This is a genomic window from Pseudarthrobacter sp. S3, from assembly GCF_050156905.1.
GTDB lineage: Bacteria > Actinomycetota > Actinomycetes > Actinomycetales > Micrococcaceae > Arthrobacter.
The window spans coordinates 680,573-706,274 of sequence record NZ_CP189583.1; the positions used below are offsets into that span (position 1 = coordinate 680,573).

The 25,702-nt window shown below is 64.2% G+C and carries 20 protein-coding genes and 4 pseudogenes; 17 read left to right on the forward strand and 7 right to left on the reverse strand.

The features are described 5' to 3' along the window. Nucleotides 1–6 precede the first annotated feature (6 nt). The 4 genes from ACQCSV_RS03390 (at nucleotide 7) to ACQCSV_RS03405 (ending at nucleotide 5,253) form a co-directional block, all read left to right on the forward strand. The gene (locus ACQCSV_RS03390; protein WP_354155334.1) at nucleotides 7–1,173 is read left to right on the forward strand and encodes a Gfo/Idh/MocA family oxidoreductase; all 1,167 of its coding nucleotides are present in this window, start codon (nucleotides 7–9) and stop codon (nucleotides 1,171–1,173) included. Nucleotides 1,174–1,279: 106 nt separating this feature from the next. Next, a complete protein-coding gene (locus tag ACQCSV_RS03395) occupies nucleotides 1,280–2,341 on the forward strand; it encodes a LacI family DNA-binding transcriptional regulator (protein ID WP_354155333.1) in 1,062 nt (353 codons plus the stop codon). Between the two features lie 81 nt (nucleotides 2,342–2,422). After that, entirely contained in the window at nucleotides 2,423–3,829 is a 1,407-nt protein-coding gene (uxaC, locus tag ACQCSV_RS03400; RefSeq protein ID WP_354155332.1) for a glucuronate isomerase, read from the forward strand. Next, nucleotides 3,826–5,253 carry a mannitol dehydrogenase family protein gene (locus ACQCSV_RS03405; RefSeq protein ID WP_354155331.1) on the forward strand — a complete coding sequence of 476 codons (1,428 nt, stop codon included), beginning with the start codon at nucleotides 3,826–3,828 and terminating at the stop codon, nucleotides 5,251–5,253. The genes uxaC and ACQCSV_RS03405 overlap by 4 nt, the downstream gene beginning before the upstream one ends. A 571-nt stretch (nucleotides 5,254–5,824) precedes the next feature. Here the strand turns inward: ACQCSV_RS03405 and ACQCSV_RS03410 are convergent. Then, nucleotides 5,825–7,588: a molybdopterin-dependent oxidoreductase gene (locus tag ACQCSV_RS03410; RefSeq protein ID WP_354155330.1), complete on the reverse strand. Its 1,764-nt coding sequence runs from the start codon at nucleotides 7,586–7,588 to the stop codon at nucleotides 5,825–5,827. 485 nt (nucleotides 7,589–8,073) lie between these two features. Between ACQCSV_RS03410 and ACQCSV_RS03415 the strand changes: the two are divergent. Next, a pseudogene (locus ACQCSV_RS03415) lies at nucleotides 8,074–8,607 on the forward strand (cation:proton antiporter); the annotation flags it as partial. On the opposite strand, the gene ACQCSV_RS03420 reads toward ACQCSV_RS03415, so the two are convergent. After that, entirely contained in the window at nucleotides 8,512–8,733 is a 222-nt protein-coding gene (locus ACQCSV_RS03420; protein ID WP_354155329.1) for a hypothetical protein, read from the reverse strand. The pseudogene ACQCSV_RS03415 and the gene ACQCSV_RS03420 sit on opposite strands and share 96 nt — an antisense overlap. A 4-nt stretch (nucleotides 8,734–8,737) precedes the next feature. Here ACQCSV_RS03420 and ACQCSV_RS03425 point away from each other — a divergent pair, with 4 nt between their 5' ends. Further along, complete coding sequence (locus tag ACQCSV_RS03425; RefSeq protein WP_354155328.1) at nucleotides 8,738–9,244, forward strand: cation:proton antiporter; 507 nt, start codon at nucleotides 8,738–8,740, stop codon at nucleotides 9,242–9,244. 19 nt (nucleotides 9,245–9,263) lie between these two features. On the opposite strand, the gene ACQCSV_RS03430 is transcribed toward ACQCSV_RS03425, so the two are convergent. Continuing rightward, on the reverse strand, nucleotides 9,264–9,722 hold the full coding sequence (locus tag ACQCSV_RS03430) for a universal stress protein (protein ID WP_354155327.1): 459 nt from the start codon (nucleotides 9,720–9,722) through the stop codon (nucleotides 9,264–9,266). Nucleotides 9,723–9,850: 128 nt separating this feature from the next. Here ACQCSV_RS03430 and ACQCSV_RS03435 point away from each other — a divergent pair, with 128 nt between their 5' ends. Then, entirely contained in the window at nucleotides 9,851–11,191 is a 1,341-nt protein-coding gene (locus ACQCSV_RS03435; RefSeq protein ID WP_354155326.1) for an APC family permease, read from the forward strand. Nucleotides 11,192–11,538: 347 nt separating this feature from the next. Here ACQCSV_RS03435 and ACQCSV_RS03440 read toward each other — a convergent pair whose 3' ends face one another. Together ACQCSV_RS03440 and ACQCSV_RS03445 are read right to left on the reverse strand one after the other, a co-directional pair. Continuing rightward, the gene (locus ACQCSV_RS03440) at nucleotides 11,539–12,354 is read right to left on the reverse strand and encodes an alpha/beta fold hydrolase (RefSeq protein WP_426939516.1); all 816 of its coding nucleotides are present in this window, start codon (nucleotides 12,352–12,354) and stop codon (nucleotides 11,539–11,541) included. A gap of 224 nt (nucleotides 12,355–12,578) precedes the next feature. Continuing rightward, nucleotides 12,579–12,907: pseudogene (locus tag ACQCSV_RS03445) on the reverse strand (ATP-binding cassette domain-containing protein); the annotation flags it as partial. Nucleotides 12,908–13,257: 350 nt separating this feature from the next. On the opposite strand from ACQCSV_RS03445, the gene ACQCSV_RS03450 reads away from it, so the two are divergent. The 5 genes and pseudogenes from ACQCSV_RS03450 to ACQCSV_RS03470 all read left to right on the forward strand — a co-directional run bounded on the left by ACQCSV_RS03450 (nucleotide 13,258) and on the right by ACQCSV_RS03470 (nucleotide 17,536). Beyond that, the gene (locus ACQCSV_RS03450; RefSeq protein ID WP_354155324.1) at nucleotides 13,258–14,676 is read left to right on the forward strand and encodes a hypothetical protein; all 1,419 of its coding nucleotides are present in this window, start codon (nucleotides 13,258–13,260) and stop codon (nucleotides 14,674–14,676) included. Then, on the forward strand, nucleotides 14,673–16,067 hold the full coding sequence (locus ACQCSV_RS03455) for a potassium transporter TrkG (RefSeq protein ID WP_354155323.1): 1,395 nt from the start codon (nucleotides 14,673–14,675) through the stop codon (nucleotides 16,065–16,067). Before ACQCSV_RS03450 ends, ACQCSV_RS03455 begins: the two co-directional genes overlap by 4 nt. Before the next feature lie 279 nt (nucleotides 16,068–16,346). Then, nucleotides 16,347–16,487 (forward strand): annotated as a pseudogene (locus ACQCSV_RS03460) (transposase domain-containing protein); the annotation flags it as partial. 415 nt (nucleotides 16,488–16,902) lie between these two features. Beyond that, entirely contained in the window at nucleotides 16,903–17,283 is a 381-nt protein-coding gene (locus tag ACQCSV_RS03465; RefSeq protein ID WP_354155432.1) for a transposase, read from the forward strand. Between the two features lie 61 nt (nucleotides 17,284–17,344). Further along, nucleotides 17,345–17,536 (forward strand): hypothetical protein, encoded by a 192-nt coding sequence (locus tag ACQCSV_RS03470; protein WP_354224749.1) that lies wholly within the window; start codon nucleotides 17,345–17,347, stop codon nucleotides 17,534–17,536. Between the two features lie 46 nt (nucleotides 17,537–17,582). Here ACQCSV_RS03470 and ACQCSV_RS03475 read toward each other — a convergent pair whose 3' ends face one another. Further along, the gene (locus ACQCSV_RS03475) at nucleotides 17,583–17,762 is read right to left on the reverse strand and encodes a hypothetical protein (protein ID WP_354155322.1); all 180 of its coding nucleotides are present in this window, start codon (nucleotides 17,760–17,762) and stop codon (nucleotides 17,583–17,585) included. A gap of 397 nt (nucleotides 17,763–18,159) precedes the next feature. On the opposite strand from ACQCSV_RS03475, the pseudogene ACQCSV_RS03480 reads away from it, so the two are divergent. The 5 genes and pseudogenes from ACQCSV_RS03480 to ACQCSV_RS03500 form a co-directional block, all read left to right on the forward strand. Then, nucleotides 18,160–19,148: pseudogene (locus ACQCSV_RS03480) on the forward strand (glycoside-pentoside-hexuronide (GPH):cation symporter); the annotation flags it as partial. 249 nt (nucleotides 19,149–19,397) lie between these two features. Continuing rightward, on the forward strand, nucleotides 19,398–20,627 hold the full coding sequence (gene manD / locus ACQCSV_RS03485; protein ID WP_354155431.1) for a D-mannonate dehydratase ManD: 1,230 nt from the start codon (nucleotides 19,398–19,400) through the stop codon (nucleotides 20,625–20,627). 53 nt (nucleotides 20,628–20,680) lie between these two features. After that, a complete protein-coding gene (locus ACQCSV_RS03490; RefSeq protein ID WP_426939517.1) occupies nucleotides 20,681–22,969 on the forward strand; it encodes a gluconokinase, GntK/IdnK-type in 2,289 nt (762 codons plus the stop codon). A 140-nt stretch (nucleotides 22,970–23,109) separates the two neighbouring features. Beyond that, nucleotides 23,110–23,691, forward strand: a complete 582-nt coding sequence (gene pyrE / locus ACQCSV_RS03495; protein ID WP_193340778.1) for an orotate phosphoribosyltransferase — start codon at nucleotides 23,110–23,112, stop codon at nucleotides 23,689–23,691. 130 nt (nucleotides 23,692–23,821) lie between these two features. Continuing rightward, nucleotides 23,822–24,862 carry an alpha/beta fold hydrolase gene (locus tag ACQCSV_RS03500; protein WP_354155321.1) on the forward strand — a complete coding sequence of 347 codons (1,041 nt, stop codon included), beginning with the start codon at nucleotides 23,822–23,824 and terminating at the stop codon, nucleotides 24,860–24,862. On the opposite strand, the gene ACQCSV_RS03505 is transcribed toward ACQCSV_RS03500, so the two are convergent. Then, complete coding sequence (locus ACQCSV_RS03505; protein WP_354155320.1) at nucleotides 24,859–25,689, reverse strand: HAD-IIA family hydrolase; 831 nt, start codon at nucleotides 25,687–25,689, stop codon at nucleotides 24,859–24,861. The genes ACQCSV_RS03500 and ACQCSV_RS03505 overlap by 4 nt on opposite strands. Nucleotides 25,690–25,702: the final 13 nt, after the last annotated feature.

Sequence of the window (25,702 nt, forward strand, 5' to 3'; positions counted from 1 at the left end):
ATAACTGTGAGCAAGAAAGTACGCCTCGGCATTATTGGCCTGGGTCAGCAGGGCAGCGCCTACGCCAAGTTCATCACGGACGGCTTGGTCCCCAACATGGTGATCGGAGCCATTTGCGATACCGATCCGGCCAAGAAGGAACTGGCCACGGCCACCTACCCGGACGCACCTTTCTATAACGACTACATCGCCATGCTGGAAAGCGGCGACGTTGACGCCGTTGTGACCTGCGTGCCGCACTTCCTGCATCCCGAAATGGGCATCGAGACCCTGAAGCGCAACATCCACGCGCTGGTGGAGAAGCCGGCAGGCGTCTACACCAAGCAGGTCAAGGAACTGAACGAGTTCGCTGCCAGCAAGCCGGAACTGTCCTTCGGCATTATGTTCAATCAGCGCAACAATCCGCTGTACAAGAAGCTCAAAGAGATTGTGGAAAACGGCGAGATCGGCAAGATCCGTCGCAGCAACTGGATCATCACCAACTGGTGGCGTCCCCAGGGCTACTACAACTCGAGCGAATGGCGCGCGACGTGGGGCGGCGAGGGCGGCGGCGTCCTGGTCAACCAGGCCCCGCACCAGCTGGACCTCTGGCAGTGGATCTGCGGCGTGCCGAAGTCCGTGTACTCCAAAGTCTCATTCGGCTTCCGCCGCGACATCGCCGTCGAAGATGAAGTGACCGCGGTAGTTGACTATGGAGACGGCGTTACCGGCGTCTTTGTCACCGCCACCCACGATCTGACCGGCACCGACCGCTTCGAAATCCTGGGGGACCAGGGCAAGATCGTCGTCGAAGGCAGTAAGACGGCCACGGTCACACGTCTGCACAAGCCCGAGCGCGAACTCAGCGACGGCATGGACATGGACGATGTCCGCAAGCTCTTCATGGGCCAGCTGAACCCGGAGCAGTACTACACCACCGAGGTCATCGAGTTCGAGTCTGTCTGGGGCGGACAGCACGCAGGTGTCCTGGAGAACTTCGCCGCCAACATCCTGGACGGCACGCCGCTGCTGGCTCCGGGCTCGGACGGCATCAACGGCGTCCGCCTGGCCAACGCCATCCACCTCTCAGCCTGGACCGGCAGGGAAGTGGGACTGGACTTCGACGAGAACGAGTTCCTCGCCGAGCTCAACAAGCGCATCGCCGAAGAGGGCAAGTTCGCGCAGCGCACGTAACCTCCCGGGCAAGCAGCGAAGCTGAGTCGCAGCTGTGGCCGTTTTCGACCATCAAAACGGCCACAGCTGCGACCTGATTGAGTGGTTTCATCGTTAGGATGGGGCGGTGACTGAACCCCAAACGCCGGACGCCGCCCCACCCGCTGGCTCGGTCAAAAAGCACGGCCGCGACGGCAAATCCAGCGCGACCATCTATGACATCGCCAAGTTGGCTGGCGTCAATGCGTCCACCGTTTCCCGCGCGCTCAGCAAGCCGGGCAGGGTCAGCTCCAAAACACAGAAGCTCATCGAGGACGCGGCTGCCGAGCTGAACTACCAGGTCAATCCGTTCGCGCGCGCCCTTCCCACAGGAAAGACCAATACATTCGGCCTCATCGTCGCGGACATTACCAACCCCACCTTCTTTGACATCATCCGCGGCGCCGAGACCACGGCAACCAGCCGGGACTACACTCTGGTGCTCGCAGAGTCGGCGGAGTCCGCGGCAACTGAACTGACTGCCGCCCGGCGGCTGATGGCCACCGTAGACGGCCTTATTCTGGCGAGCCCGCGCATGGACGATGACAACATCCGCGCCTTGGCCCAAGACAAACCCGTGGTGGTCATCAACCGCGAAGTGGAGGGCGTGCCGTGCGTGGTGCCGGACGTCAACAAGGGGATCAGCGAGGCGGTCCGCAGCCTGGCCGCCAACGGCCACGCGAAGGTTGCCTATGTGGCGGGGCCCCCGGAATCCTGGATGTCCGAGCGCCGGTGGGAGGGTGTGCAGGCAGCGTGCGACTGGTCCCGGCTCGAGGCCGTGCGGCTCGAATCCACCAAACCAACGGTCGACGGCGGCCGGAAGACTGCGCGTGATGTCCGCGCCAGCGGCGCCACGGCGGTCCTGACGTATAACGACCTGCTGGCCATCGGGCTTATGCAGGAGCTCCAGGCTGCCGGCGTAGTGGTGCCTGACCACATCAGCATCATTGGCTTTGACGACATTTTCGGCGCGGATTTCACGACGCCGCCGCTCACCACCGTGCGTTCGCCGCTGGGGGAGTGCGGCGAGGCAGCCGCCAAGCGCCTGCTGGACTTTCTTCACGGAAGTGGGGAACAGGCCGGCACCTTGAGCGTCGAGACTGAGCTGGTGCTGCGAGGCTCCAGCGGTAGGATCCTGCCCACGAAGTGAGTCCCGGGAGGGCCGATCCCAGCCTTTGGCAAATTATGGCAACCGGTTGACAAACCTCTGCGCCAGGCAGATTATTGATCTATGTCACAGTCGATTGCTGCCAACCCAGACAGGCTCCTGCCCGCCGACCCCGGAACGCGCAGCATTGCGCGGGACCTCCTGGCGCGCGTACAGGACCTCCCCATCATCTCCCCGCATGGACACGTTGATGCCGCTGTCATCGAGCACAACACGCCGTTTCCTGACCCGGCAGCGCTGCTGGTCAGTCCGGACCACTATGTCACGCGCCTGATCCATGCCAACGGCGCCTCCCTGGACACGCTGCGGCCCGGCGGTCCCAACGCCCCCGAGTCACGCGAAATCTGGCGCACGTTCGTGACTGCCTGGCCGCTGTTCGAGGGCACGGCCTCCGGCTACTGGCTGCGCGATCAGTTCCACAGTGTTTTCAACCTGGGCGCAGAGCTGGGCGAGATGTCCGCTGATGCCAGCTATGACGCCATCGCCGCCAAACTCGGAGAGCCCGGGTTCCTTCCCCGCCAGCTTTTCAAGGACTTCAATATCGAGGTCCTGGCTACCACAGACGATCCCCTGGACAACCTCGCCAGCCACAAGGCCATCGCCGAGGACGCCACCTTCAACGGCCGCGTTCTGCCCACGTTCCGCCCGGACGCCTACCTCAACATTGCGCACCCCACCTGGAGCGCCAACGTTGACCGCCTGATTGAAACCGCCGGTGACGGCGCCAACGGCTACGCGGGCTACATCACCGCCCTGGAAAACCGCCGTCGCTACTTCGTGGGGCACGGCGCAGTCTCGGCAGACCATGGTGTGGCCACCCCGGCAACGCTCAAGCTGGACCGCGCCGAAGCCGAGCGCATCTTCGAGCTCGCCCGCGTTGGCAAGGCCACCGCCGGGGACCGCAACACCTTCGAGGCGCACATGATGTACCAGATGGGTCGCATGTCGGTCGAGGACGGCCTGGTCATGACCATCCACCCGGGTTCGTTCCGGAACCACCACACGCCCACGTTCGAGGCATTCGGCGCGGACACCGGCCACGACATCCCCTTCGCCACCAACTACACGGAAGCCATCCGCCCGCTGCTGCAGGACTTCGGCACGGCCGAGGACTTCCACCTTGTGCTGTTCACGCTGGACGAGACCGTTTTTTCCCGCGAGCTCGCACCCCTGGCTGGCTTCTACCCGTCCGTCTACCTCGGCGCGCCCTGGTGGTTCCTGGACGCCCCGGATGCCATGCTCCGGTTCCGGTCCGCCGTGACCGAAACGGCCGGGTTCTCCCGCTCCTCCGGTTTCATCGACGACACCAGGGCCTTCTGTTCCATCCCCGGCCGCCACGATGCCTCCCGCCGGATCGAGGCCTCCTTCCTGGCCCGCCTCGTGGCCGAGCACCGCGTCAGTGAAGACCGCGCCCACGAAATCATCGTGGACACCGTCGATTCCTCCCCGCGAAGGGTTTTCAAACTGTGAGTATCGAACAGACCGACGCAGCAGTCGAGGCTGCGGAATTGCTTCCGCAGTTGAACCGGACCACGCACGTCGCCGCCAAGCCGCCGGTTCGGATCGTCCACCTCGGACTCGGTGCCTTCCACCGTTCGCACCAGGCCTGGTACACAGGCCAGGCCAGCGACGCCGCGGACTGGGGCATTGCCGCTTTCACCGGCCGCAGCCCGGCCGCTGCCTTGGCTCTTGCCAAGCAGGACGGCCTCTTTACGCTCGTGAAGCGCGCTGACAGCGGCGACTCGTTCGCCGTCGTCGGCAGCATCGTTGAAGCGGTAGACGGTGCGGACGTGCAGCGGCTCGCAGAGCTCGTTTCGGCGCCTTCCACCGCAATGGTCACCTTGACGGTCACCGAAGCGGCGTACCGGATTGGTGCCGACGGACAGCTGGACACTACAGCGTCCGACGTCGCCGGCGACCTTGCGCTGCTGGCTTCGGGCAGCGGAGGCCCTTCGTCGCCGCTGGGCCGGCTTGTCTTCGCCCTCGCCGCGCGACGGGCTGCCGGAGCCGGGCCGCTCGCCGTCGTCTGCTGCGACAACCTCGCCAACAACGGCACGGTAGCCCGCAACGCCGTGGCGGGCCTGGCGCAGGCCTGGGACGCCGGGCTCGCGGCCTGGGTCGAGGAAAACGTCAGTTTTGTCAGCACGTCCGTGGACCGGATCACGCCGCGCACCACGGAAGCGGACATAGCCGCCGTCGAGGCCGCCTGCGGCTACCGAGACAACTCGCCCGTAGTGGCCGAGCCGTTCACCAACTGGGTGCTCAGCGGAGAGTTTCCCGCCGGCCGGCCGCGCTGGGAAGATGCCGGCGCGGTCTTCGTGGACCACATCGAGCCCTACGAGAACCGCAAGCTGTGGCTCCTGAACGGCGCCCACTCCCTGCTGGCCTACGCCGGCCAGCTCCGCGGACACACCACCGTGGCGCAGGCCCTCGCGGACCCGCAGTGCCTGTCCGCCATCGAAAGCTTCTGGGACGAGGCCGAAACGAACCTCGCCGGCGCCGCGACCGGTGGCGCGGACCTTCAGATCCAGGCGTACCGCGCCGCACTGCTGGCACGCTTCAGCAACGCACGCATTGCCCACCACCTGGCCCAGATTGCCATGGACGGCAGCACCAAGCTGCGCATGCGCTCAGTGCCCGTCCTCCTGGCCGAGAGGGCCCAGGGCAGGTCCGGTGCCGCTGCCGCACTGATGATCGCTGCCTGGATGGATTTCAGCGCCGCGGCCGAGGCATTTCACGATCCGCTGGCAGCTGAGGTGGCCGCGGCCAACCAGCTGGAAGGCGCGGACCGTGTGCGGGCTGTCCTTGCACTGGTGGATCCTGCCGTTGCCGCGGACGAGGCCGTGGTGGAGCTGGTTTCCGGCCTGCTCGGAACGTTCCCGTCGGATGCCTAAGAACCACGCCTGACCGGCATACCCGCCCCTGCGCCACCATCAGTGGTACACGTTCCCGCTCCCTGGCTGCACCAGCTGCGACGGCGGCCTCCGCCGCATCCATTCCCGCGCCAAAGCCTTCCGTAGGCGCTGAGGCCGCCGAAACGGTAACGTCCGAGAACACAAAATCGAGGCTCCAACGCTTCGGCGGGTAGCCAAGTTCGACGACAGCACCGTCACACCGAGCAACGCCTTTAAGAAGAGTTCTGACTACGAGGCGACACGGCAGCGGGCCACGGCTAACCGCCGGCAGCCAAGCGGACGGCGCCGACATCGAGCCCAGCGACGACCGTGAAAAACCCGAACGGCCTCCCCGGATCTTTGACGCCCGCTGCAACGTCCTCTCTGAACAGGACGATTCTCGTGACTCAGACCGTCGGAATCACAAGCCCGCCAACGGCGATGACCAGGAAGACTGCGGACAGGGCAGCCCAGCCAGGGAGGTTCAGTGCGGTGGAAATGATGTCGGTGGCCATCACGAAAGAGAGCACAGCGGGCGGAACCCGGCACGCTATGTCCCGCCACCACCTGGTCAGATGGATTGGCTATATCCGAAGAACTCGTGGTCGTTGTTGTACCCGCCAAGGCCCCCGCCGACGTCGGAGAAGTGTTCCACGAACTCGACCCCTTTCAGCCACTTCACCATTTTGAAACCGAGTTCGACTTCGTTGCGGAGCCGCAACGGGGCTCCATGTCCGAAGTCGAGGGCGTCGTCGTTCATGTCGTAGGCGAGCATCGTCAAGTGGTGGGACATCTGCTCGATAGGTTGCGCGTCGTAATATAGGCCGCCATCGGGGCCAAGGGCGTGGGAGTAAAAGATCACCCATTTCGCTTCCGGTGCCGGCTGCACCACATCCATCAGGGTCTGCATCGACACCCCGCCCCATTTCGCGACCCCGGACCAGCCCTGGATGCAGAAATGCTGGGTGATCTGCTCGTGATCCGGCAACGCTCGCAGCTGCGCAAGGGTCAGCTCGACGGGGTTCTTGACGAGCCCGTTGACGCGGAGGGTGTAGTCCAGGAAGTCGTCCGCTTGCAGGGCAAGGTAGGCGGCGCCTTCCGGGTATTTACCGTTGTGCCAGAAATACGGGGAGATGTCCTTCTCGGTGTATTGGCCCGGTTTCGCATCAATGTGCTCGAAGAGGCGTTGCGCGGGACCGATCAGCGCGTAGCCGACACGTTGCACGACGCGGGGATGCCGGTAAGTGAACGGTGTCGCCGCCACCCACGCCGCGATCAGAACCAGCAACGCGCCGGTGAAGATCGCGAACCCCCACCAGGACTGGTCGTTCCGGCCGGCGAACATGTGGTTCAGGTTCTGCAGAGCCCCGGTGGTCAGGACGAGGGTGACGTGCACAATGATGAACAGCACGAACCAACCAAGAACGACGAAATGCACCGACCGGGCTAACTGAACACTCAACACTGAACTGATCTTGCTGAACCGGGTGGAGAGGGCCGGAGACATTCCAAGACCTGTCACGAGTGCCAACGGCGCCGCGATGAACACTGTGGCGAAATACGCCAGGAGCTGCAGCCCGTTATAGTTCGTCCACCCGGACTCTAAAGGCCAGTCCAAGGAAAGATACTGGATGGCGACGGAGATCGCGTTCGGGATGACATTCCAGTGCAGCGGGACGAGACGCAACCACTGACCGGTAGTGAAGATAAGGATGTAGAACACGATCCCGTTGACAAGCCACAACGTGTCGACGCCGAGGTGCCACCAGCGGGCGAGCCCGATCGAGTGCCGGCGGCCGGGGAGGCCAACCCCGTTCGGGAGAGTAATGGAGTCCTCTTTGGCGGTGTAAAGCGCGGCAGTGGGGACGGGTTTCTGAATTCGGAACCAGTCCTGGCCCGGGGTGGAATTCCGCGTCCAATAGAGGCGGGGATGGTCAGCGAGGATCGTAATCCCAGACCTGATGATGAACAGCATGAAAAAAAGGTTCAGGAAGTGCTGCCATTGCAGCCATACCGGGAACCCGATCGGACTTCCTGCCGGTAGCTCGGAAAGGCCCGGGTACTCTCGAATAAATGCCCGCACGCCGGTCGTTTCCCTGAGCCCTTTTGCGATGGCGATCGCGATGATGAACAAGCCCAGCCCGATCGGGATCAACCAGAGCAGGTTGAACCACCTCGAGCGGCCGACCCGAACGCGCGGTGCGACCCCGAACTGCGGTGGCACACTGCCCGCCCAATCTTTCCCGACAGCGTGATAATGCTGGGAATCAAGTTCAGTGCGGAAACTGGGGAATCGTGCCCCGATACTCGCTGGATCTCGTGGTGTCTCGGTCATTTTGGACTCCGTCTGCTCAGTCACACACTATCGGACACCGCAGGCGCCCGAAACGATTCGATCCGACCGCATCAGCGACCGATCACGGCGTGCTGGACTCGCACAAGGTCTAGGCACTAGTGGCCGTCACCCTAGTGCGGCAACGGTGTCGCGGCGGAGGACGACGAATCCTCTCAGCAGCTCGTGCTGTCGTGGGTGCCCTTCATTACTTAGGGTGGATCGTCCCCTTATGGTGTCTCGGAAACGTACAGTTTTTTAAGACACGGACGTCATGCCCGGGAGGATCGAAGTGATCGATGGCGGACCAGGCCGTCCCGTATCTTGTAAAGATGTCTCACCGTGAAACGTCTCAGATGGGTGCTGGCTCGGGGTTTCTGAAGCACAATGGCCGGGCGGGCCTGTCCTGCATCCAACTATGGCGTCAAAGTAGTTCCGCTTCTGAATTCTGAGTCACGCAAGCAAATGGGGGAATACGGATGATACCGATGCTCACTCTCGCTTTTGCGGTGTTGCTTCTGTTGGGTGTCCTCATTTCCGAACGTGCCAGCCGGACGGTTCTTTCCACCGCGGTGCTGTTTCTTCTCGGCGGCTTTGTCCTGGGCCAGGGTGTAGTCGGAGTTGTCCCCATAACGCCCGGTAGCCCTGTCGTGGGGGTGCTGGCCCAGCTGGCTCTGTTCTCGGTCCTGTATACGGACGGCATGAAAGTGGGACTGTCCGATCTTCGCAGCGCGTGGCGTTTGCCCGGCCGGGCGCTGCTGCTGGGCCTGCCGCTGACACTTCTTATCACCGCTCTGCTAGCCCATTACCTTGTTGGGCTTCCCTGGCTTCAGTGCTTTTTGCTTGGTGCGGTGCTGGCACCGACTGACCCGGTTTTCGCGGCCGCCATTGTGGGCCGTAAGGAAGTTCCCGGGCGCCTGCGCCACCTACTCAACGTCGAGTCCGGGCTCAATGACGGGCTGGCCCTTCCCGTGGTTCTCGTGCTGTTGGCCCTCGGCGGCGGAACGGATGTCGGCGCTGGGGTTCTGACTGAAGAAATCGCTTTGGGCCTGATTGTCGGTGTCCTGGTCCCACTGATCGTCATGGCTCGAGCGACTTCCCTTTTTGATGGCAACGAAAGGCCTGCAACCGCTGGTCGCGGTATCCATTGGCATGCTCGTACTTGCCATCTGCCTGGTGACCGGGGCCAACCTCTTCCTCGCAGGGTTCTCGGCCGGTATTACGGTCGCTACCGCGGGCCCGGGCTTCCGGGAGGAATTCGAACAGTTCGGGGAACTGGTTTCCGAGCTGCTGAAGCTGGCGGCCATCCTGGTGTTTGGTGCGTTGATCACACCGACCTTCTTGTTCGGAGAGATTGCCTGGACGGGATGGGTCTTTGCAGTCCTGGCCATCGTCGTGGCCCGCCCGTTGGCTCTGCTGGTTTCGTTTCTCGGCACCCGGCTGCCCGCCAAGGAACAACTCGCGGCTATGTGGTTCGGGCCGAAAGGGTTCGCCTCCGTCGTCTACGGGCTTCTCGTGCTCGAATCAGGCGTGGAACGCTCCGACGAGCTTTTTCATCTCGTGGCGCTGGTCATTGTGCTGTCCATTCTGGCCCATTCCTCAACTGACGTCATCGTCGCCAGACAATTCGACAGCCGCCCTCCCCCGACGCCGCGGTAGTTTGTCGGCAGTTGACGCCTCAAGCGGCCTTAGGCCGGACGACCAGCACGGGGCATGGTGCGTGGTTGATGACCTGGGTCGTGACCGAGCCCAGGTGCAGAGCGGGGAATCCGCCGTGCCCGCGGGAGCCGACGACGACGAGATCGGCGTCTTGGGCAGCGTCGAGTATTGCTGAAGCCGGTGAATCACTGTGAACGAGCTGCCCGGTGGCGGTCACGCCCTCATCTGCAGCGGACTTCAGCGCCTCAGCCTGAAGTGTCCGTGCGATCTGCTCCGGGGACTCTTCAGCGGCGATTTCACCCGCCGCCGTTTCCAGCACGGCCGGATACCAGGCCATCGGTGCCCTGCTCCAGGCTGTGATCAGTCGGAGCTGCCCGCTGCGCTGTCTGGCCTCATCTATGGCCCAGCTCAGTGCTTCCTGAGAATGCTCGGAACCGTCAAATCCCACCACAATCGTGAATGCGCTGTCAGTGGTCATTTGTCTTCCTTTCACTGGGCCTCAATGAGCATCCTAGCCCTCGCCACCCCCGGCCGCTAAGAGTCAGTGCTACGGTCGGCGCAGGCACTACATCCGGTCGTCACTGGCATAGAGATTGGGCTCACGACATGAATTCGGGACCTCCGACACCGAAGGCGGCGTTCCATCCCCGGACGGCCGCGCACCGCGACAAGGGACTGGGTAAGCTCCGCTTGCGTGATGCGGTGGCGATGGCCGTCGGAGGCATGATCGGCGGGGGCATCTTCAGCGTCCTGGGTGTGACTGTCGCCCTGGCCGGACACCTCGCCGTCGGGAGCTTCATCATCGGAGGCGCCATTGCCATGGTGACCGCGCATTCCTTCGCGGCACTCTCGGCCCGGGCCGGACGTTCCGGCGGCCTCTTCCTCTACCTGCACAATGCCGGATACCCACGTAGCGGCTCCTACATCTCCTGGCTGCTCATGTTCGGGTATCTGATCGCTTTAGCGGTGTATGGCTACACCTTCGGACACTACGCCGCACATGCGTTTGGTCTGCCGGCGGAGTTCGCGAACGGTTTCGCGGTCCTGATCTTGATCGTGTTTCTGGGGATCAACCTGCGCGGGGTCGGCGCTTCGGCGCTCTCGGAGGACCTCGTGGTCCTGATCAAGGTCGCCGTTCTTGCCCTGATCTCCGCCCTCGGGTTCGCGCACTTCTCCCCGGAAAGGCTTACCCCGTTAGATGACATGGGCCTGGCCGGTGTCATAGTGGCATCAGCATCCATCTTCGTCGCCTACGAAGGGTTCGAGCTGCTCTCCTACGACTACGATGACCTCGCGAGGCCGCGCTGGACGCTGCCGCGGGCCCTCTACCTCTCAGTGGCGATCGTAACCCTGGTCTACGTCATCGTGACGATCGGCTCTCAAATGCTGGTCAGCGACAGCGTCATCGTTGCCCAAAAAGAAGTGGCATTCGCAGCGGCCGGGCAGGCGGCCCTGGGTGCGGCGGGATACTGGATCGCAAGCCTCGGCGCGCTCCTGGCCGCGAGTTCCGCCATCAACGCAACCTTGTTCTCGACGGCCCGCCAGATGCACGAGATCGCCCTGGCGAAGGAGCTGCCGTCCGTGTTCACAAAGACCCGGGCCGGGCTGCCCGTCACCCCGCTCGTGTTCCTGGCCGTGTTCGGCGCCGCCTTCGCCATGCTGCCGGACATTACTGCGCTCCTGACCTTTGGATCGGCAGTGTTCCTGACCGTTTTCGGAGCCACGAACCTGCTCGCGGCCCGGGTCCTGCCGGGCTTCTGGTCCCGGCTCGTCAGCAGCGCCGGGTTTCTGGCCTGTCTCGGCGCCCTGCTCGTCCTGGTGATCCAACTCATCCTCCACGACTTGGCCACCTTACTGCTCATAGGAGTATCCCTAACGTCCGTCTCAGCACTGCGGCTTGTCTTTGTCTGGCACCAGAGACGTGACACGGCAAGCGGTGCAGTCTGAACCAAATCCAACACCCGGCCGTGGCCCTGCGTGTCAGGGCAGAAGTGACACGTGGGGCATTGAGCACCCTTCACACAGGGCACCACCAATTACAGGCAGGACCGCGTACTCCATGACCCTCAGCGTGCGAGTGCCGGCACAGGGCCTTGCACCGCCGGCGCACTGGACCTGGTCGACCACCTGCAGGGCCGCTTTGACGACCCTGAAGCCGCATCCCTCTTGGGGTCCAACCGTGTCCGCTGACCGAATCACCGGTACGGGCATCTTTCCCCGTCTCGTCCAGGTCCTGCCGGCCATCTTCGCGATTCTGGCCGACACCATGTGCGCCCACTTCTGAGACAGTAGGACTAAGAGTCCAAAAAGGCACTGACGGCTGCTTGGGCTTCTGCGTGCGTTGGTCCCAGCCAGAACAGGTGACTGGGCGCGTCCAGTTCGACGAGCACGGCCCCGGGGATCGTACGCGCGTAGTCCGCTGCGTGGGCGAAAGCGACGCCCGCGTCATGGCGTGATCCGGTCACCAATGTCGGACAGGCCGTTCGGGTTTGAACTAACCGGCGGTATGAAGAACGATCCCGCCGGGCTTGCTGCAGATCGTTGACGAACCCGCTGCCGGAACGCATCGTCTGGAACAGCCCCCGTGCCCGCCGTTTGTCCTCCGCGGACCACGTATGCCACCACTCATTGACCGGCCGCGTCGACAATGCACCTACCAGCTGGCGCAGCCCGGCATCGGAACCGACCAAACGCGCCACCGCCGCCCAGATGAGGATCTCCAGGGACGGGGAGAAAACCAGCGGGCCAAACACCGATTCGATGCGGGTATCTGGATACGCCAGCGTCGAAGGGGCGCAGCTGTGCAGAACCAGTCGAGGCACCAATGCCGGCAGAGACCACGCCGCGTGAATGGCCTGCATGCCACCGAAGGAGACCCCAACCGCCCCGGCCGTCCCGTCAATACCCAGAGCCTGGCAGCACTCAGCCACGGCCGGGATAAACTCGGCCGCATTGAGGCGTCCCACGTCCGTGTTCCCGTAGCCAGGGCGTGAGAACGCCAGCACCCCGTGCCCTGCAGATGTGTAGAGGCTCCAACCGCAATCGCTGGACGCAGAGCAATGTCCGCCCGGGAAGAACAGCACAGCAGGCTTGTACCCGGGCGCGTACATGACTTCCACCGGACCCAGGCGTGTTTGGATCACACGAGTCTCGCTCACTGTCCAAGACTACGGCGAAGCTATCCCGTCACCCCGGTATCAGGTGACCATGAGCGAGACGAACTACTCCGACCTGGCTGTGTCAAGTCTTTTTGGCCCCGGCGGGACGGTCATGATTGGTCCCACTCGGATCGCACTCTGACGGTTGACCTTGGGCATCCACACGGCTAATGCTCGTCCGCGCCGCCGAGCAGGCCGGTGAGCAGATCGATGACCTTCCCGCCGGAAGGTACGTTCACAGACTGACATCCCCGGGAACGTAAGCAATGTCCCGGTGTGCTTTAACCGGGTCGGCCCAGGGGTCAAGGCCGAAGACACGGGCCGATCCGGAGGTGGGGGCGGATGAGCCCCAGCAGCACCATGGGGGTGGTGGATTTGCCTCCACCGTTGGGGCCGAGGAATCGGTGGACTTCACCGGCGGCTCCAGGCCGTCCAGTGCCCGGGTCCTGCCGAAATCCTTCACCAGCCGGGTCGTTTCAATCACCGGATGCGATGGTGCGTTCATGGTCTGCCCGTTCCTAAGGTCGTCATGTGAACGCCCGAAGCGGTCGCCAACGGCGTTCCGCAGTTTCCACCCGGGGGCCGACTTGGCTTCCCGGCTCTCCGGTCCACAGCATACAAGCGCCAAACCCCGCGAGGAAGGGCCGGACCGGGTTCCGACGTGTGCGCAGGGAACGGACATCCCCATGACGTGGGGGCAAGCACTCGGGGGCGTCAAGAAGTCTTTATGGCCAGCCTCCAAGCCCATGTATGACGGATATCCGGTGTTATAGTTCCGGGTGCGCTCCGTGCCGGGGCAACGGTGACATGCCCCGAAAAGGCAGACAATAGACAGCGGATGGAAAGGATTATCTGATGCCGTCAACTGACAGGACCTCCCCGCGTCACGGCCTCGCCGGGGCCCTTCGGTCCCGGACCGCCCTGTTGCTGGCGTTCTCGTTTGCGGTGATGGCCGACCCGGTCTCATCCGTGGCCTACGCTATCGAGGCGGCCCTCCGGGCGCTGGACGGCGACCTGGCGCTGCTGGTGCCCACGATGGTCCTCGTCGTCGGGATCATCGCCCTCGTGATCCTGAACTACCGGCAGCTGATCATCCGCTACCCGCAGGGAGGGGGTGCCGCCGCGGCCACCGGCGAAGCGTTCGGGGACCGGTGGTCCTTCATTCCCATCGGGGCACTGGTGGTTGACTTCGTCCTCACCATCGCCATCAGCGTCTCGGCCGGAGCGTCGGCGGCCATCGCTTACTTCCCTGCCCTGGCGCCATGGCGGCTGGTGCTTGCCCTGGGCCTGGTCGTCCTCGTCGGTGCCATCACGTGGTTCGGGCACCTGGGACGGCTGGTGTTCGCCGCAATGACGGTGGCGTTCATCCTCGTCGCCGCCATCGTCCTGCTCTACGGACTGGGAGCTACCCCGCAGCCGGTCGGGACTATCACCGCCGTTCCCGGGCACCCGCCGGTGCTCGCCGTGGTCCTGGCCTTTCCTGTCGCCATGGCCCTAGCCACAGGGGTTGAGGCCCCGTCCTCCGCGATCGCGCAGCTGGGGCAGCTGGACAACGCAGGGCGGAGCCGGTTCGGCCGGGTCACCCTCACCCTCACCCTCGCCATCGTCGGAACCATCACGCTCGGCCTGGCCGCAGAAGCAGCCCACCTGCAGGTGGGCATCCCTCCGGAAGACAGCACGCAGATCGCCGAGCTGGCACGGCTGGCCGCCCCGGAACCGGTTTTCGCGGCGTTCCAGCTCGTCACCGCTCTGCTGCTCCTCGCCGCGGCAAGCTCATCCTTCCAGGCAGGCCCGGGCCTGCTCAAGGCCCTCGCCCGGCGCACCAGCCCTCACGGTGAAACCATCGGCATACTCTCCCCGCGCCTGGGCCACACCAACATCCACCACACCCCCTACTGGGGTGTCGCCCTGTTCATCCTCCTCGCCGGAGCCATCACGGCCGCAGCTGGCGGGAACGACCAGGAACTCGTCCTGTTCTACGCCGTCTCAGTCTTCCTCAGCTTCCTAGCCGGCCTGATCTCCATGGCCGTGTTCTCCCACCAGGACCGCCGCCGCGGCTACCTCATCATGAACCTCGCAGGCGCTACCGTCGTCGCGTTCACCCTCATCGCCAACCTGTCCCGCGGCCTTCCCGTCGTCAGCCTCGCTGCCGCCCTGGCCATCGCTGCCATCCTCTACCGGGCCTGGTCCAAAGCCGGCCGCCCCCGCGGCATCCGCAACGTCGCAGCCGAAGCAGAAGCAGAACCCCAGCCTCTGGAAGGCGGTGCGGCATGACCGAGCGCCGGTTAGTTCACCGGAATTTGCTGAAGAATGCCAAAGAAGGCGGGAGCCGGATCCGGGACGGGCTACTGCACCCCGTCCGGTCAGTACCGCTGGCGTTCCTGGCCGTCATCATCTTCGGCGCCGGGCTGCTGATGCTCGCGGTCTCACGCACCGGCACCGACGGCGACATCGTGATCACCGCGTTCTTCACCGCCGTCTCGGCTGTCTGCGTCACCGGCCTGGTCACCGTGGACACCGCCACGTTCTGGACCCCGTTCGGCCAGGCAGTGATCCTCGGACTCATCCAGGTCGGAGGATTCGGCATCATGACCCTGGCGACCTTGTTGGCCCTGCTCGTGCGCAAGAGCATCGGCCTGCGCGGCCAGCTCGTGGCACAGTCCGAAACCCACACACTGAACTTCGGCGACGTCAGGTCAGTGCTGTTCCGCGTAGCGAGAATCATGGCAGCCTTCGAAACAGCCACCGCGCTGCTCCTGGCCGCCCGCTTCTGGGTCGCCTACGACGACAACCCCGCGACGGCCCTCTGGCACGGGACCTTCCACGCCGTCTCCGCGTTCAACAACGCCGGCTTCGGGCTCTACAGTGACAACCTCATCAGCTTCGCCGAAGACCCATGGATCATCATCCCGATCTGCGGTGCAGTGATCGCCGGAGGCCTCGGATTCCCCGTGATCATCCAGCTCTTCAACCGCGACACCAGAATCAAAAACTGGAGCATCCACCTCCGCCTGACCATCTACGGCACCCTCCTCCTGCTCACCGCAGGTATCTCGCTGTTCGCCGCGTTTGAGTGGAACCGCCCCGAAACCCTCGGCCCGCTGAGCCTGGGTGGGAAACTCGTCGCGTCTCTGGCCGGCGGCGTCTTCCCACGCACTGCAGGGTTCAATAGCATCGACTACGGCGCCGCGTCACCGGAAACCTTAATGGTCACCAACGTCCTGATGTTCATCGGCGGCGGCAGCGCCGGCACCGCCGGCGGCATCAAGATCACCACATTTCTGGTCCTGGCCTTCGCGATCTGGAACGAAATCCGCGGCCGCGGCCAAGTCACCATCGGGCACCGCTCCATCAGCTCCTCCTCACAGCGCCAGGCCCTGACCGTCGCTCTGCTCGGCGTCGCAGCAGTCATCACCGGCACCCTGCTTCTCCTCATGCTCACCGACTACAGCCTGGAAAAAGTTCTGTTCGAATCCATCTCAGCCTTCGCTACCGTAGGACTGAGCACCGGCATCACCTACAACCTTCCGCCTGGCGCTCGATGGGTGCTGATGGCCCTCATGTTCACCGGCCGCATCGGGACCATCACCGTCGCTTCCGCCCTCGCCCTCTCGTCCCGGCCCAGGCTTTACCAGCTGCCCGAGGAACGACCCATCATCGGCTGACGCTGCCGCCGCACCAACATTCGGTGTCCACATCAATTCAAATCCCTCCGTGGGCGTGCCAGGCTGTGAAGGATCCCTGGCCGGCGCCCACCCACATGAAGTCTGGCGCTGGGAGTACGCCAACTATTTTTTGCCCCGTTAGGACCAATGCCGTTCGGTTAGCGGCCTGGGTCTGGTGTCAAGGCTGTGTGAGATCGGCGTGTCACCGGGTTAAGAAGGCGTGGCTCCTGCTTGAGTAGTTCGGTCCTCCAAGACTGATCTACCCATACGGGAGCCACGATGTTCGATTCTGCCATTAATCATGCTCCGGGGGTCTTCGCGCCGGGGCCTTTGGGAGAGCTGACCCGTGTCGTTCCGTTCGATATGGTCGATGCCGCGCTTGAGGCCGCTGGCGGCAAGGAACGCAGGGTCCGGCGACTGCCCGCACGGTTGGGGACGAGGCTGCCGGCCCCGGTGCAGAGCCCGTCGGCCTCGGCGCTGAGCGAAGCGATGCACCGCGTGGGAACGGCCCCGGTGCGCGAGTTGTTCTCCCTGGTAAAAGGACCGGCGGTGACCGGTGCCCAGCACACGACCCGGTTTGCGGGCCGGTTGGTCGTGGCGATCGATGGCACCCAGCTGGCGGTGGCCGATACCGAGGCCAACCGGTCACGTTATACCAAACCCCGCAGTGGCCCCAAAGGCGAAGCCGGGTACCCGATGATCAGGTTGGTCGCGATCCTCACCGCCGGAACCCGTTCGGTCATCGAGGCCGCCTTCGGTACCGATGCCGTGGGAGAGCTGACCTACGCCCGCCAGGTGATCTCGGCCATGCAATCGGGCATGGTGCTGCTCGGGGATCAAAAACTTCGCCACCTACGCCTTCTGCCGCGAGGTGACCGAAACCGGTGCGGACTTCCTTTTCCGTGCCAAGACCGGGGCCAAATCCATGCAACTGCCGGTCCTGCGGCTGCTTCCCGATGGTTCGTATCTCTCCAACGCCGCAGGGCTACCGATCAGGGTCATCGACGCGGTCCTGACCAGCACGACCGAGGCCAAGACCCTGACCGCCGAATACCGGCTGGTCACCACGCTGCTGGATCCCCGCCAGGCTCCAGCATTGGGACTGATGAGCCTCTACCATGAGCGCTGGGAGATCGAAACAGCGTACTGCGAGCTGAAATCACGCATCTTGGGCGGCCGGGTTCTGCGCGGTCGGCACCCGGGCGCGGTCATCTAGGAAGTCTGGGCGCGCCGCCCGCGACCAGGTCGTCCAGGCCCGCGGGATCCTGGCCGAAGTCGTGATCGACCTGGGCGGACGCATCGGGGCCGCGGTGCTGGCCGAACTGATGCCGGCCCGCCGCATCCGCACCCGGCCTCGGGTGGTCAAACGCGCGATTTCCAAGTATGGGGCCAAGGAACGGGATATCGACAGCCGCACGTACCCCGCGACACTCAGCACGAGGATCTTGACACCCGACCCCGGCCCCTAACCGAACGGCATTGCCGTTAGGACGGCTATATCCGGCCCCGTCCGGGTCAGGGTTTCCTCCGCGGCCTGACCAGACGCAGGATCATCCCTGCTACGAACATGAGGACGCCGAGCATCACGGATAGCGGCGGGAGGGTGGCGACCAGGTAGAACATGAGCACCCCGAACGAGGAAAATCCGATCGCGCCTAGCAGGTCGGCAACGGAGATGATCGTGCAGAACACCACGGCCCGGGCTCCAAGGCCGCAACCGCTGCCCCTGCCCGGACTACGGGGCCGGCGTCGCGTGACGCGTCGAAGAACTTCGGTTCCCGGAAGGCGACGCCGCGCTGGATCAGTAAGTGAGTGGCTGCTTCGTCTTCGTTGGTCCATCGGTGAGTTCGACGATGCCGCTCCAGCGGCCAAGCTCGGCGTACAGCTCGGCCAAGGTTTTGTGAAGCTTCAACAGAGATTTGTGGCAACCGCTTGCCATTTTATTGCCACGTGACTAGGGTTACAGACAACAAGAAACACGCGGCGGTAAGGGTAAGGGAGCCCACAACTCATGAAAAAGCTAAACAAGCTCAGCATCATCGGCTATGGCGCCGGCGATGCAGCCAACAACCTCGCGTTCACCACCGCCACCATGTTCCTGCTTGTGTACTACACGGACGTTGCCGGTATCTCTGCCGCAGCCGCTGGAACCCTGTTGCTGGTAGTCAGGCTCTTCGACGCCTTCGCCGACGTCTTCGCCGGCCGGCTCGTAGACCGGACCTACAGCAAGCGCTTCGGTAAGTTCCGTCCCTTCATCATGTTCGGCTCCCGTCCGCTGCTCCTGCTGAGCATGGCAACCTTCTCCATTCCGCAGCTGGGCGAATCCGGCACACTGCTGTACGCCTATGTCACCTACGCAGCCCTCGGCCTGGCCTACAGCCTCGTGAACATTCCGTACGGCTCACTGGCCGGCGCCATGACGCAGGACCCGGGAGAGCGCGCAAAACTGGGCTCGGCCCGCATGATCGGCGCCCTGCTGGTGAGTTCTTCCCTGGGTATCTTCGTCGCCCCGCTGATCAAACCCGGCGCCGACCTTCAGTCGACGTTCGCCACCATCACCCTGGTCTTCGCGGTCTTCGGAGCGGCGTTGTACTTCTTTACTGCATTGACCGCCAAGGAACGCGTGCACCGCGCCGTCCCCAAGGTGACGTTCAAGCAGAGCGTGGACACGCTCAAAGGCAACAAGCCCCTCCTGATGCTGTGCCTGAGCTCCTTCTTCTTCCTCTCCCTGACCTCCGTGCAGCTGTATTACCTGCGCGACGCCCTGGGCCGCCTGGACCTTTACCCGGTGCTGTTCATCATCCAGCTCGCGCTCACCTTCTTCCTGTCCACCTTTATGCCCAAGCTGGTCCGTAACGTCGGCAAGAAGAGCGTCTGCATCTACTCCTCGCTGGTCACTGTTTTCGGCGGTGCGGTGTCCGCACTCAGGGAATCACCTACGCGCTGTTCTCCTTCACCCGCAAGTGCGGCCAGGCTGTGGGCGGCGCCCTGGCGGCATACGCCCTGGCGCTGGGCGGCTACAAGTCCGGAGCGGTCCAGTCCGTGGACGCCCTGTTCGGCATCCAGGTCGCCGCGGGCGCAATCCCGGCCGTGCTGACTATCCTTGCCGTATCAGTAATGTCCAAGTACACACTGACCGACGCCAAGTACGGAGATCCTATCCAGGAACGCCGGACCAAAACTGTGGGCGCCGCCGAAGCCGCTGATACCAGCACCACCGCTGACGCCAGGACCACTACTGAAACAGGTTTGCCGGTTGGCGCCGGCACAACTGCCGGCCACTATCTTCCAGCACCACCATCTGACCAGAAGTCCCCGAAAGGATCTGCCGTGAAAATCATTGCCGCTGAAGTCTTCGTGACAAGCCCGTCACGTAACTTCGTGACCCTGCGCATCACTACGGACGACGGGGTCACCGGGATCGGTGATGCCACCCTGAATGGCCGTGAACTGGCTGTTGCCGCATACCTTAAAGAGCACGTGGCCCAGCTGCTGATCGGCAAGGATCCGCACAAGATCGAGGACACCTGGCAGTTCCTGTACCGCAGCTCCTACTGGCGCCGCGGGCCGGTCACCATGGCAGCCATCGCCGCCGTGGACATGGCCCTGTGGGACATCAAGGGCAAGATGGCGAACATGCCGGTCTACCAGCTCCTGGGGGGTGCCTCACGCAGCGGCCTGCGCGCCTACGGCCACGCTTCCGGCGCGGACATCGAGTCGCTGTTCGATTCCGTCCGTGAGCACCTGGAACTGGGCTACAAGTCCATCCGCATCCAGACAGCTGTCCCCGGCATCAAGGCCGTCTACGGTGTGGCCGCCCAGGCCCAGGCATCGGGCGAACGCTACGACTACGAACCCGCCGGCCGCGGCGCGTTCCCGCAGGAAGAGGACTGGGACACCCGCGCCTACCTGCGCCACCTGCCCACCGTTTTCGAAGCCGTGCGCAACGAGTTCGGCCCCGAAATCCCGCTGCTGCACGACGGCCACCACCGAATGACGCCCATCCAGGCCGCCAAGCTCGGCAAGGCCCTGGAACCGTACGACCTCTTCTGGCTCGAAGACTGCACCCCGGCCGAAAACCAGGAGGGCCTGCGCCTGGTCCGCCAGCACACCACCACCCCGCTGGCCATCGGTGAAATCTTCAACACCGTGTGGGACTACCAGACCCTGATCAAGGAACAGCTGATCGACTACGTGCGCGCAGCCTCCACCCACTTCGGCGGCATTTCCCCGCTGAAGAAGGTCATGGATTTCGCCGCCCAGTATCAGATCAAGTCCGGCTTCCACGGGCCCACGGACATTTCCCCGGTGGGCTTCGCGGCCCAGCTGCACGTGGGCCTGGCCATCCACAACTATGGCATCCAGGAATACATGCAGCACTCGGATAAGACCAACGAGGTCTTCGAGCAGTCCATGACCTTCAAGGACGGGTACCTGCACCCGGGCGACAAGCCCGGCATCGGCGTCGAATTCAACGAGGAAGCCGCAGCGGCGTACCCGTACCAGCAGGCCTACCTGCCGTACAACCGCCTGGTGGACGGAACGGTGCACGACTGGTGACCGCCACGACATCCCCTTCCACCGCGGGAGCCACCGGTCCCCGCGTCATCGTTATGGGCGTCTCCGGCTGCGGCAAGACCACCATCGGTGACCTGGTGGCCCGCGAGCTGGGCGTTCAGTTCCTCGACGGCGATTCCCTCCACCCGGTGGAGAACGTCGCCAAGATGGCAGCGGGTACTCCGCTGACCGACGAGGACCGCCGGCCGTGGCTCGCCACGGTGGGCTCCGAATTGGCTGCTGCCAAAGGTGGCCTGGTCCTGGCCTGCTCGGCTCTTCGCCGCAGCTACCGCGACGCCATCCGCGCCCAGGCGCCGGACACTGTGTTCCTGCACCTGCACGGCAGCAAAGACGTCCTCAGGGCACGGACCGAAGGCCGCTCCGGGCACTTCATGCCGCCCGCGCTGCTGGAATCCCAGCTGGCCACCCTCGAAGCGCTGGAAGCCGATGAGGCCGGCATTGTGGTGGATATCGCTGGTCCAGTGGACCAGGTCGTGGCGGACGCGTTGGCGGGCATCGCAGCTGCGGTGACTGCCGCCGTCGGAAGCTTCCCCCACGGTCACGGAACTGCCGCAGCCGGTGTCGCTGGCACCCCGGGGCGCCAGTTCGACGTCGACCTCCAGGCCGCGCCGTTCAACCTCGACGACGCAGCGGTCACCTGGGTGAACACCACCCTGGAATCGATGTCGCTTGAGGAAAAGATCGGGCAGCTGTTCATCAACCACAACAACGATTACTCCCCGGAGTACCTCGATGGTGTGCTGGAGAACTTCCATGTGGGCGGCATGCGTTACCGGCCAGGCCCGTCCGCTGCCGTGCAGGAACACATCCGGCACGCGCAGTCGAAGTCCAAGGTGCCGCTGCTGGTGGCGTCCAACCCGGAAATGGGTGGTGCAGGCAGCTGCGACGACGGCACATTCGTGTCCACGCACCTGCAGGCAGGTTCGCACCCGGACAAGTCCATCGCACGCCGGATGGGGCAGGTTGCCGGCGTGGAAACCGCGGCCCTGGGCTGCAACTGGGCCTTCGCGCCGATCGTGGACATCCACTACAACTGGCGGAACACGGTGATCTCCACCCGGGCCTTCGGCAACACGCCGGAGATCGTGGTGGAACGGGCCAAGGAGTACTTCGACGGGATCAGTGAATCACCCACTGCCTGTGCCATGAAGCACTTCCCCGGCGACGGCATGGACGAGCGCGACCAGCACGTGGTCACGTCCTACAACACCCTCGGCTATGACGAGTGGAACAAGACGTACGGCCACGTGTACCGCGAGATGATCGGGCACGGCGTGCAGTCCATCATGATCGGGCACATCAGCGCGCCGGAGCTGTCCCGGCACTTCCGCCCGGGCCTGGCGGACAAGGACATCCTGCCCGCAACCCTGGCTCCGGAGCTACTCCAAGACCTGCTGCGTGGCGAGCTCGGCTTCAACGGGCTCATCCTCACGGACGCCTCGCAGATGATCGGCCTGACCCAGGCACTGAAGCGCAAGGACCTGGTTCCAGCGACCATTGCCGCCGGCTGCGACATGTTCCTGTTCTTCCGCAACGCCGACGAAGACTTCCGATACATGCTGGATGGCTACAAGTCCGGCGTTATCACCGAGCAGCGCCTGCATGACGCCCTGCGCCGCATCCTGGCTCTCAAGGCCTCCTTAGGGCTGCACCTCACGGCACGCAACGAACTGGTTCCTCCGGTGGAAGCCCTGGCGAAGATCGGCAGCGCGGCGCACCGTGCCGTCGCCGCGGAGATCGCGGACAAGACAGTCACCCTGGTCAAGGACACCGCGAAAAACCTGCCCATCCGGCCGGAGACGCACAAGCGGATCCGCCTGTACGGCATCTCCGGCGGCCCGGACTTCACTCTGGCGGACCCGCTGGCCTACCTGGACACGGTCAAGGTCGAGCTGGAAAAAGCCGGCTTCGAGGTGCACGTGTTCAAGACTGCCGATCAGCGCAAGGCGGCGGGGGAGACGGGCGTCAACTTTATGTCCATCATCTCCGAGGAGGCCACCGGCGAATACGCGGACAAGTATGACGCGGCGTTTGTCGTCGCGAACGTCAAGGGCTTCGCCCAGGAAGCGGCGATCCGGATCAAGTGGTCCACCCCGATGGCCGCGGAAATCCCGTGGTACGTCACCGAGGTGCCCACAGTGTTTGTGTCGCTGAACCAGCCCAACCACCTCATCGACGTGCCGATGGTCAAGACCGCCATCCATGCGCATGCGGGAACCGTGGAGGCTATCCGGGCCACCATCGAGAAGATCATGGGCAAGTCCGGGTTCCAGGGGACGTTCAACGAAAATGTCTTCTGCGATTCCTTCGACACACGGCTCTAGGGTTTATCGCTGCGGTCTTAGACTGACGACTCGCAGATGGAATGGCGCTACGCGGATACGCGTAGCGCCATTCCATTTCTGCGTCATGGGGCCATTTCCGCAGCGCGGATCTCCCGTAGGCAGCCAGTAAACTGGAAACCATGACTGCCACCCCTGATGCTGCTTCCAACACCGCTGCCCGTGCCCGCCTGCTGGAACTGATCAAGGAACTTGCCGTGGTCCGCGGCAAGGTGATCCTCTCCAGCGGTGCCGAGGCCGACTACTACATCGACCTGCGCCGCATCACGCTGCACCATGAGGCCTCCAAGCTCGTGGGCCAGGTCATGCTGGCATTGACGGACGACGCCGGAATCGACTTTGAGTGCGCAGGTGGCCTGACGATGGGTGCTGACCCCGTGGGCACCGCTGTTATGCACTCCGCCGTGGACGCCGGCCGCACCGTGGACGCGTTTGTGGTCCGCAAGGCCCAGAAGTCCTACGGCATGGGGCGCCAGGTTGAGGGTCCGTCGGTTGAGGGCCGCAAGGTCCTGGTGCTGGAGGACACGTCCACCACGGGCGGCTCCGCCCTAACCGCCGTCGAGGGTGTCCGGAAGGCCGGCGGCAACGTGGTTGCCGTGGCCGTCATCGTGGACCGGGACACTGGCTCCAAGGAAAGAATCGAAGCCGAGACCGGCGTGCCCTACCTGTTCGCCTTCGGCAAGGACGAGCTGGGCCTGTCCTAGTCCGGCCTCTCGCAGCCCTGCCACTCCTGGCGGGTTGGGCCCCTCCCAGCGGGTATGGCGGCCGCTCCCGGCCAGGGTTGCCCCCGGCCCGGGTTACAGCGGCGGCTTCCGCTGTGGCTACGGTAGATGTGTGTCGTACAGCGAGGAAACAGATCCGCAGGAACAGCTTGGCGCCCATCAAGCCCGGCTGCTTGCCAGTGCCGCCGTGCTCAAGCGGTTTTCGCGCCGCGGGTTCCTGGCTGGAACGGGTGCCTCGGCCCTGCTGGCAGCAGACATGCTGGTTACTCGCCGCATCCAGGCGGAACGGCGGGTCACCAGGATCCTGCAGGTCGCGGACGATTTCTCCGACGCCTATTACCCGAACGCCAGTTGGTTCCTCTTCCCCGGCTACAAGACCAGCTGGGAAGAGGCGCTCTGGATCCTGAACGTCATGCGTGGTGCCCTGAACAAGCGCGGCCAGCTCACCGCCGTCGGCTATTCCAACCAGGGATTGGACATTGATGAGGTGGTGATCGCCGTCATCGAGCATGTCCGGGCGAAAAAGCTCACCAAGCTTTTCTTCTACGGCCACAGCTTCGGCGGCATGGTGGCCACCCAGGTGGCCGCGCGGCTAAGGGAATTCCACGGCGTGGAGGTCGACTTCATCCTGTTGGATTCCAGCCCCTACAGCCGGAGCGACGTGCTGGATGAGAGCTGGTTCGACGGCGTGGTGTTCCTGTACGAGAGCGGCTTCCGGGTCCCGTCGGTGGTCCGCGGCAGCTACGAACTGGGGGAGCGCGTCATCCATAAGGACGAGCGGACCTGGCGGCAGATCCTGGACCAGACCATGGAGCAGTTGTCCCCGATCGCCCCGTCCAGTGTGCTCATCCAGTCCGAGTCGGCCTACATCTACCACTTCGATGGAAACCGGTTTGTGGACAAGCTCGGCGGCACGCGGATGGCGTATATCGGCAACCCGAAAGACCGCACGGTCCGCTACCATACGGCCATGGACGCGTGGTCGGCAGCGTTCCAACCCCAGATGGTCTCCACGGACCTGCAAACGGACGGTGCCCTGCCGGCGCACGCGAGCCCCGGCTGGAATCCGCTCATCTACCGGCCCATCGTGGAGCGGCTGATGGACGACTTTTTCCCGCTGCCCCGTGGCGGCTCGAAGGTGACGGTCTTCTAAATCTGGTTCTTCAGGTCGGCCACGGAGTTCAGCACCTGGTTGGGCCGGAACGGATAGGCGGCAATGTCTTCGCGCTGCGTAATCCCGGTGAGGACCAGCACCGTGTGCAGGCCTGCCTCCATGCCGGCAATGATGTCGGTGTCCATCCGGTCCCCGATCATCGCGGTGGTCTCGGAGTGCGCATCGATCTGGTTCATGGCGGACCGGAACATCATGGGATTCGGTTTGCCCACAATATACGGCTCCCGGCCGGTTGCCTTAGTGATGAGGGCCGCAATGGCCCCCGTCGCGGGCATGGGACCGTCCTTGGACGGGCCGGTGGCGTCCGGATTGGTGGCAATGAAGCGGGCTCCAGCCAGGATCAGCCGGATGGCCATGGTGATGGCCTCAAAGGAGTACGTCCGGGTTTCGCCGAGCACCACAAAGTCCGGGTCCTGGTCGGTGAGAATGAAGCCGGCCTCGTGCAGCGCCGTCGTCAGCCCTGCCTCGCCGATGGTGTAGGCGCGGTTCCCGGAGCCGGAACCCCGCACCTGGTCCTTCAGGAAGGTGGCGGTGGCCAGCGCGGACGTCCAGATGTTCTCCTCGGGGATCTCCAGCCCGGAGGCCCGGAGCCTGGCGGCCAGGTCGCGGGGCGTGAAGATCGAGTTGTTCGTCAGCACCAGGAACCGCTTGGACGTGTCCACCCAGCGCTGGATCAGTTCGGCGGCCCCTGGGACGGCCTGGTTTTCGTGGACGAGTACGCCGTCCATGTCTGTCAGCCAGCATTCGATCTCCTGGCCGTTGCGGTAAACCGCCGGTGAACCCTGTACCTGGTCTGCTTCTGCCACGTTTACCTCCGCC

Excerpts from the sequence above, each read along its gene's own strand:
- pyrE (WP_193340778.1), top strand. The coding sequence starts at position 23,110 with ATGACTGCCACCCCTGATGCTGCTTCCAACACCGCTGCCCGTGCCCGC.
- ACQCSV_RS03430 (WP_354155327.1), bottom strand. The coding sequence starts at position 9,722 with ATGACCACTGACAGCGCATTCACGATTGTGGTGGGATTTGACGGTTCC.
- ACQCSV_RS03455 (WP_354155323.1), top strand. The coding sequence starts at position 14,673 with ATGACCGAGCGCCGGTTAGTTCACCGGAATTTGCTGAAGAATGCCAAA.
- ACQCSV_RS03425 (WP_354155328.1), top strand. The coding sequence starts at position 8,738 with ATGCTCGTACTTGCCATCTGCCTGGTGACCGGGGCCAACCTCTTCCTC.
- ACQCSV_RS03410 (WP_354155330.1), bottom strand. The coding sequence starts at position 7,588 with ATGACCGAGACACCACGAGATCCAGCGAGTATCGGGGCACGATTCCCC.
- ACQCSV_RS03490 (WP_426939517.1), top strand. The coding sequence starts at position 20,681 with ATGGGCGTCTCCGGCTGCGGCAAGACCACCATCGGTGACCTGGTGGCC.
- ACQCSV_RS03440 (WP_426939516.1), bottom strand. The coding sequence starts at position 12,354 with ATGTACGCGCCCGGGTACAAGCCTGCTGTGCTGTTCTTCCCGGGCGGA.
- ACQCSV_RS03450 (WP_354155324.1), top strand. The coding sequence starts at position 13,258 with ATGCCGTCAACTGACAGGACCTCCCCGCGTCACGGCCTCGCCGGGGCC.
- ACQCSV_RS03420 (WP_354155329.1), bottom strand. The coding sequence starts at position 8,733 with ATGGATACCGCGACCAGCGGTTGCAGGCCTTTCGTTGCCATCAAAAAG.
- ACQCSV_RS03435 (WP_354155326.1), top strand. The coding sequence starts at position 9,851 with ATGAATTCGGGACCTCCGACACCGAAGGCGGCGTTCCATCCCCGGACG.
- uxaC (WP_354155332.1), top strand. The coding sequence starts at position 2,423 with ATGTCACAGTCGATTGCTGCCAACCCAGACAGGCTCCTGCCCGCCGAC.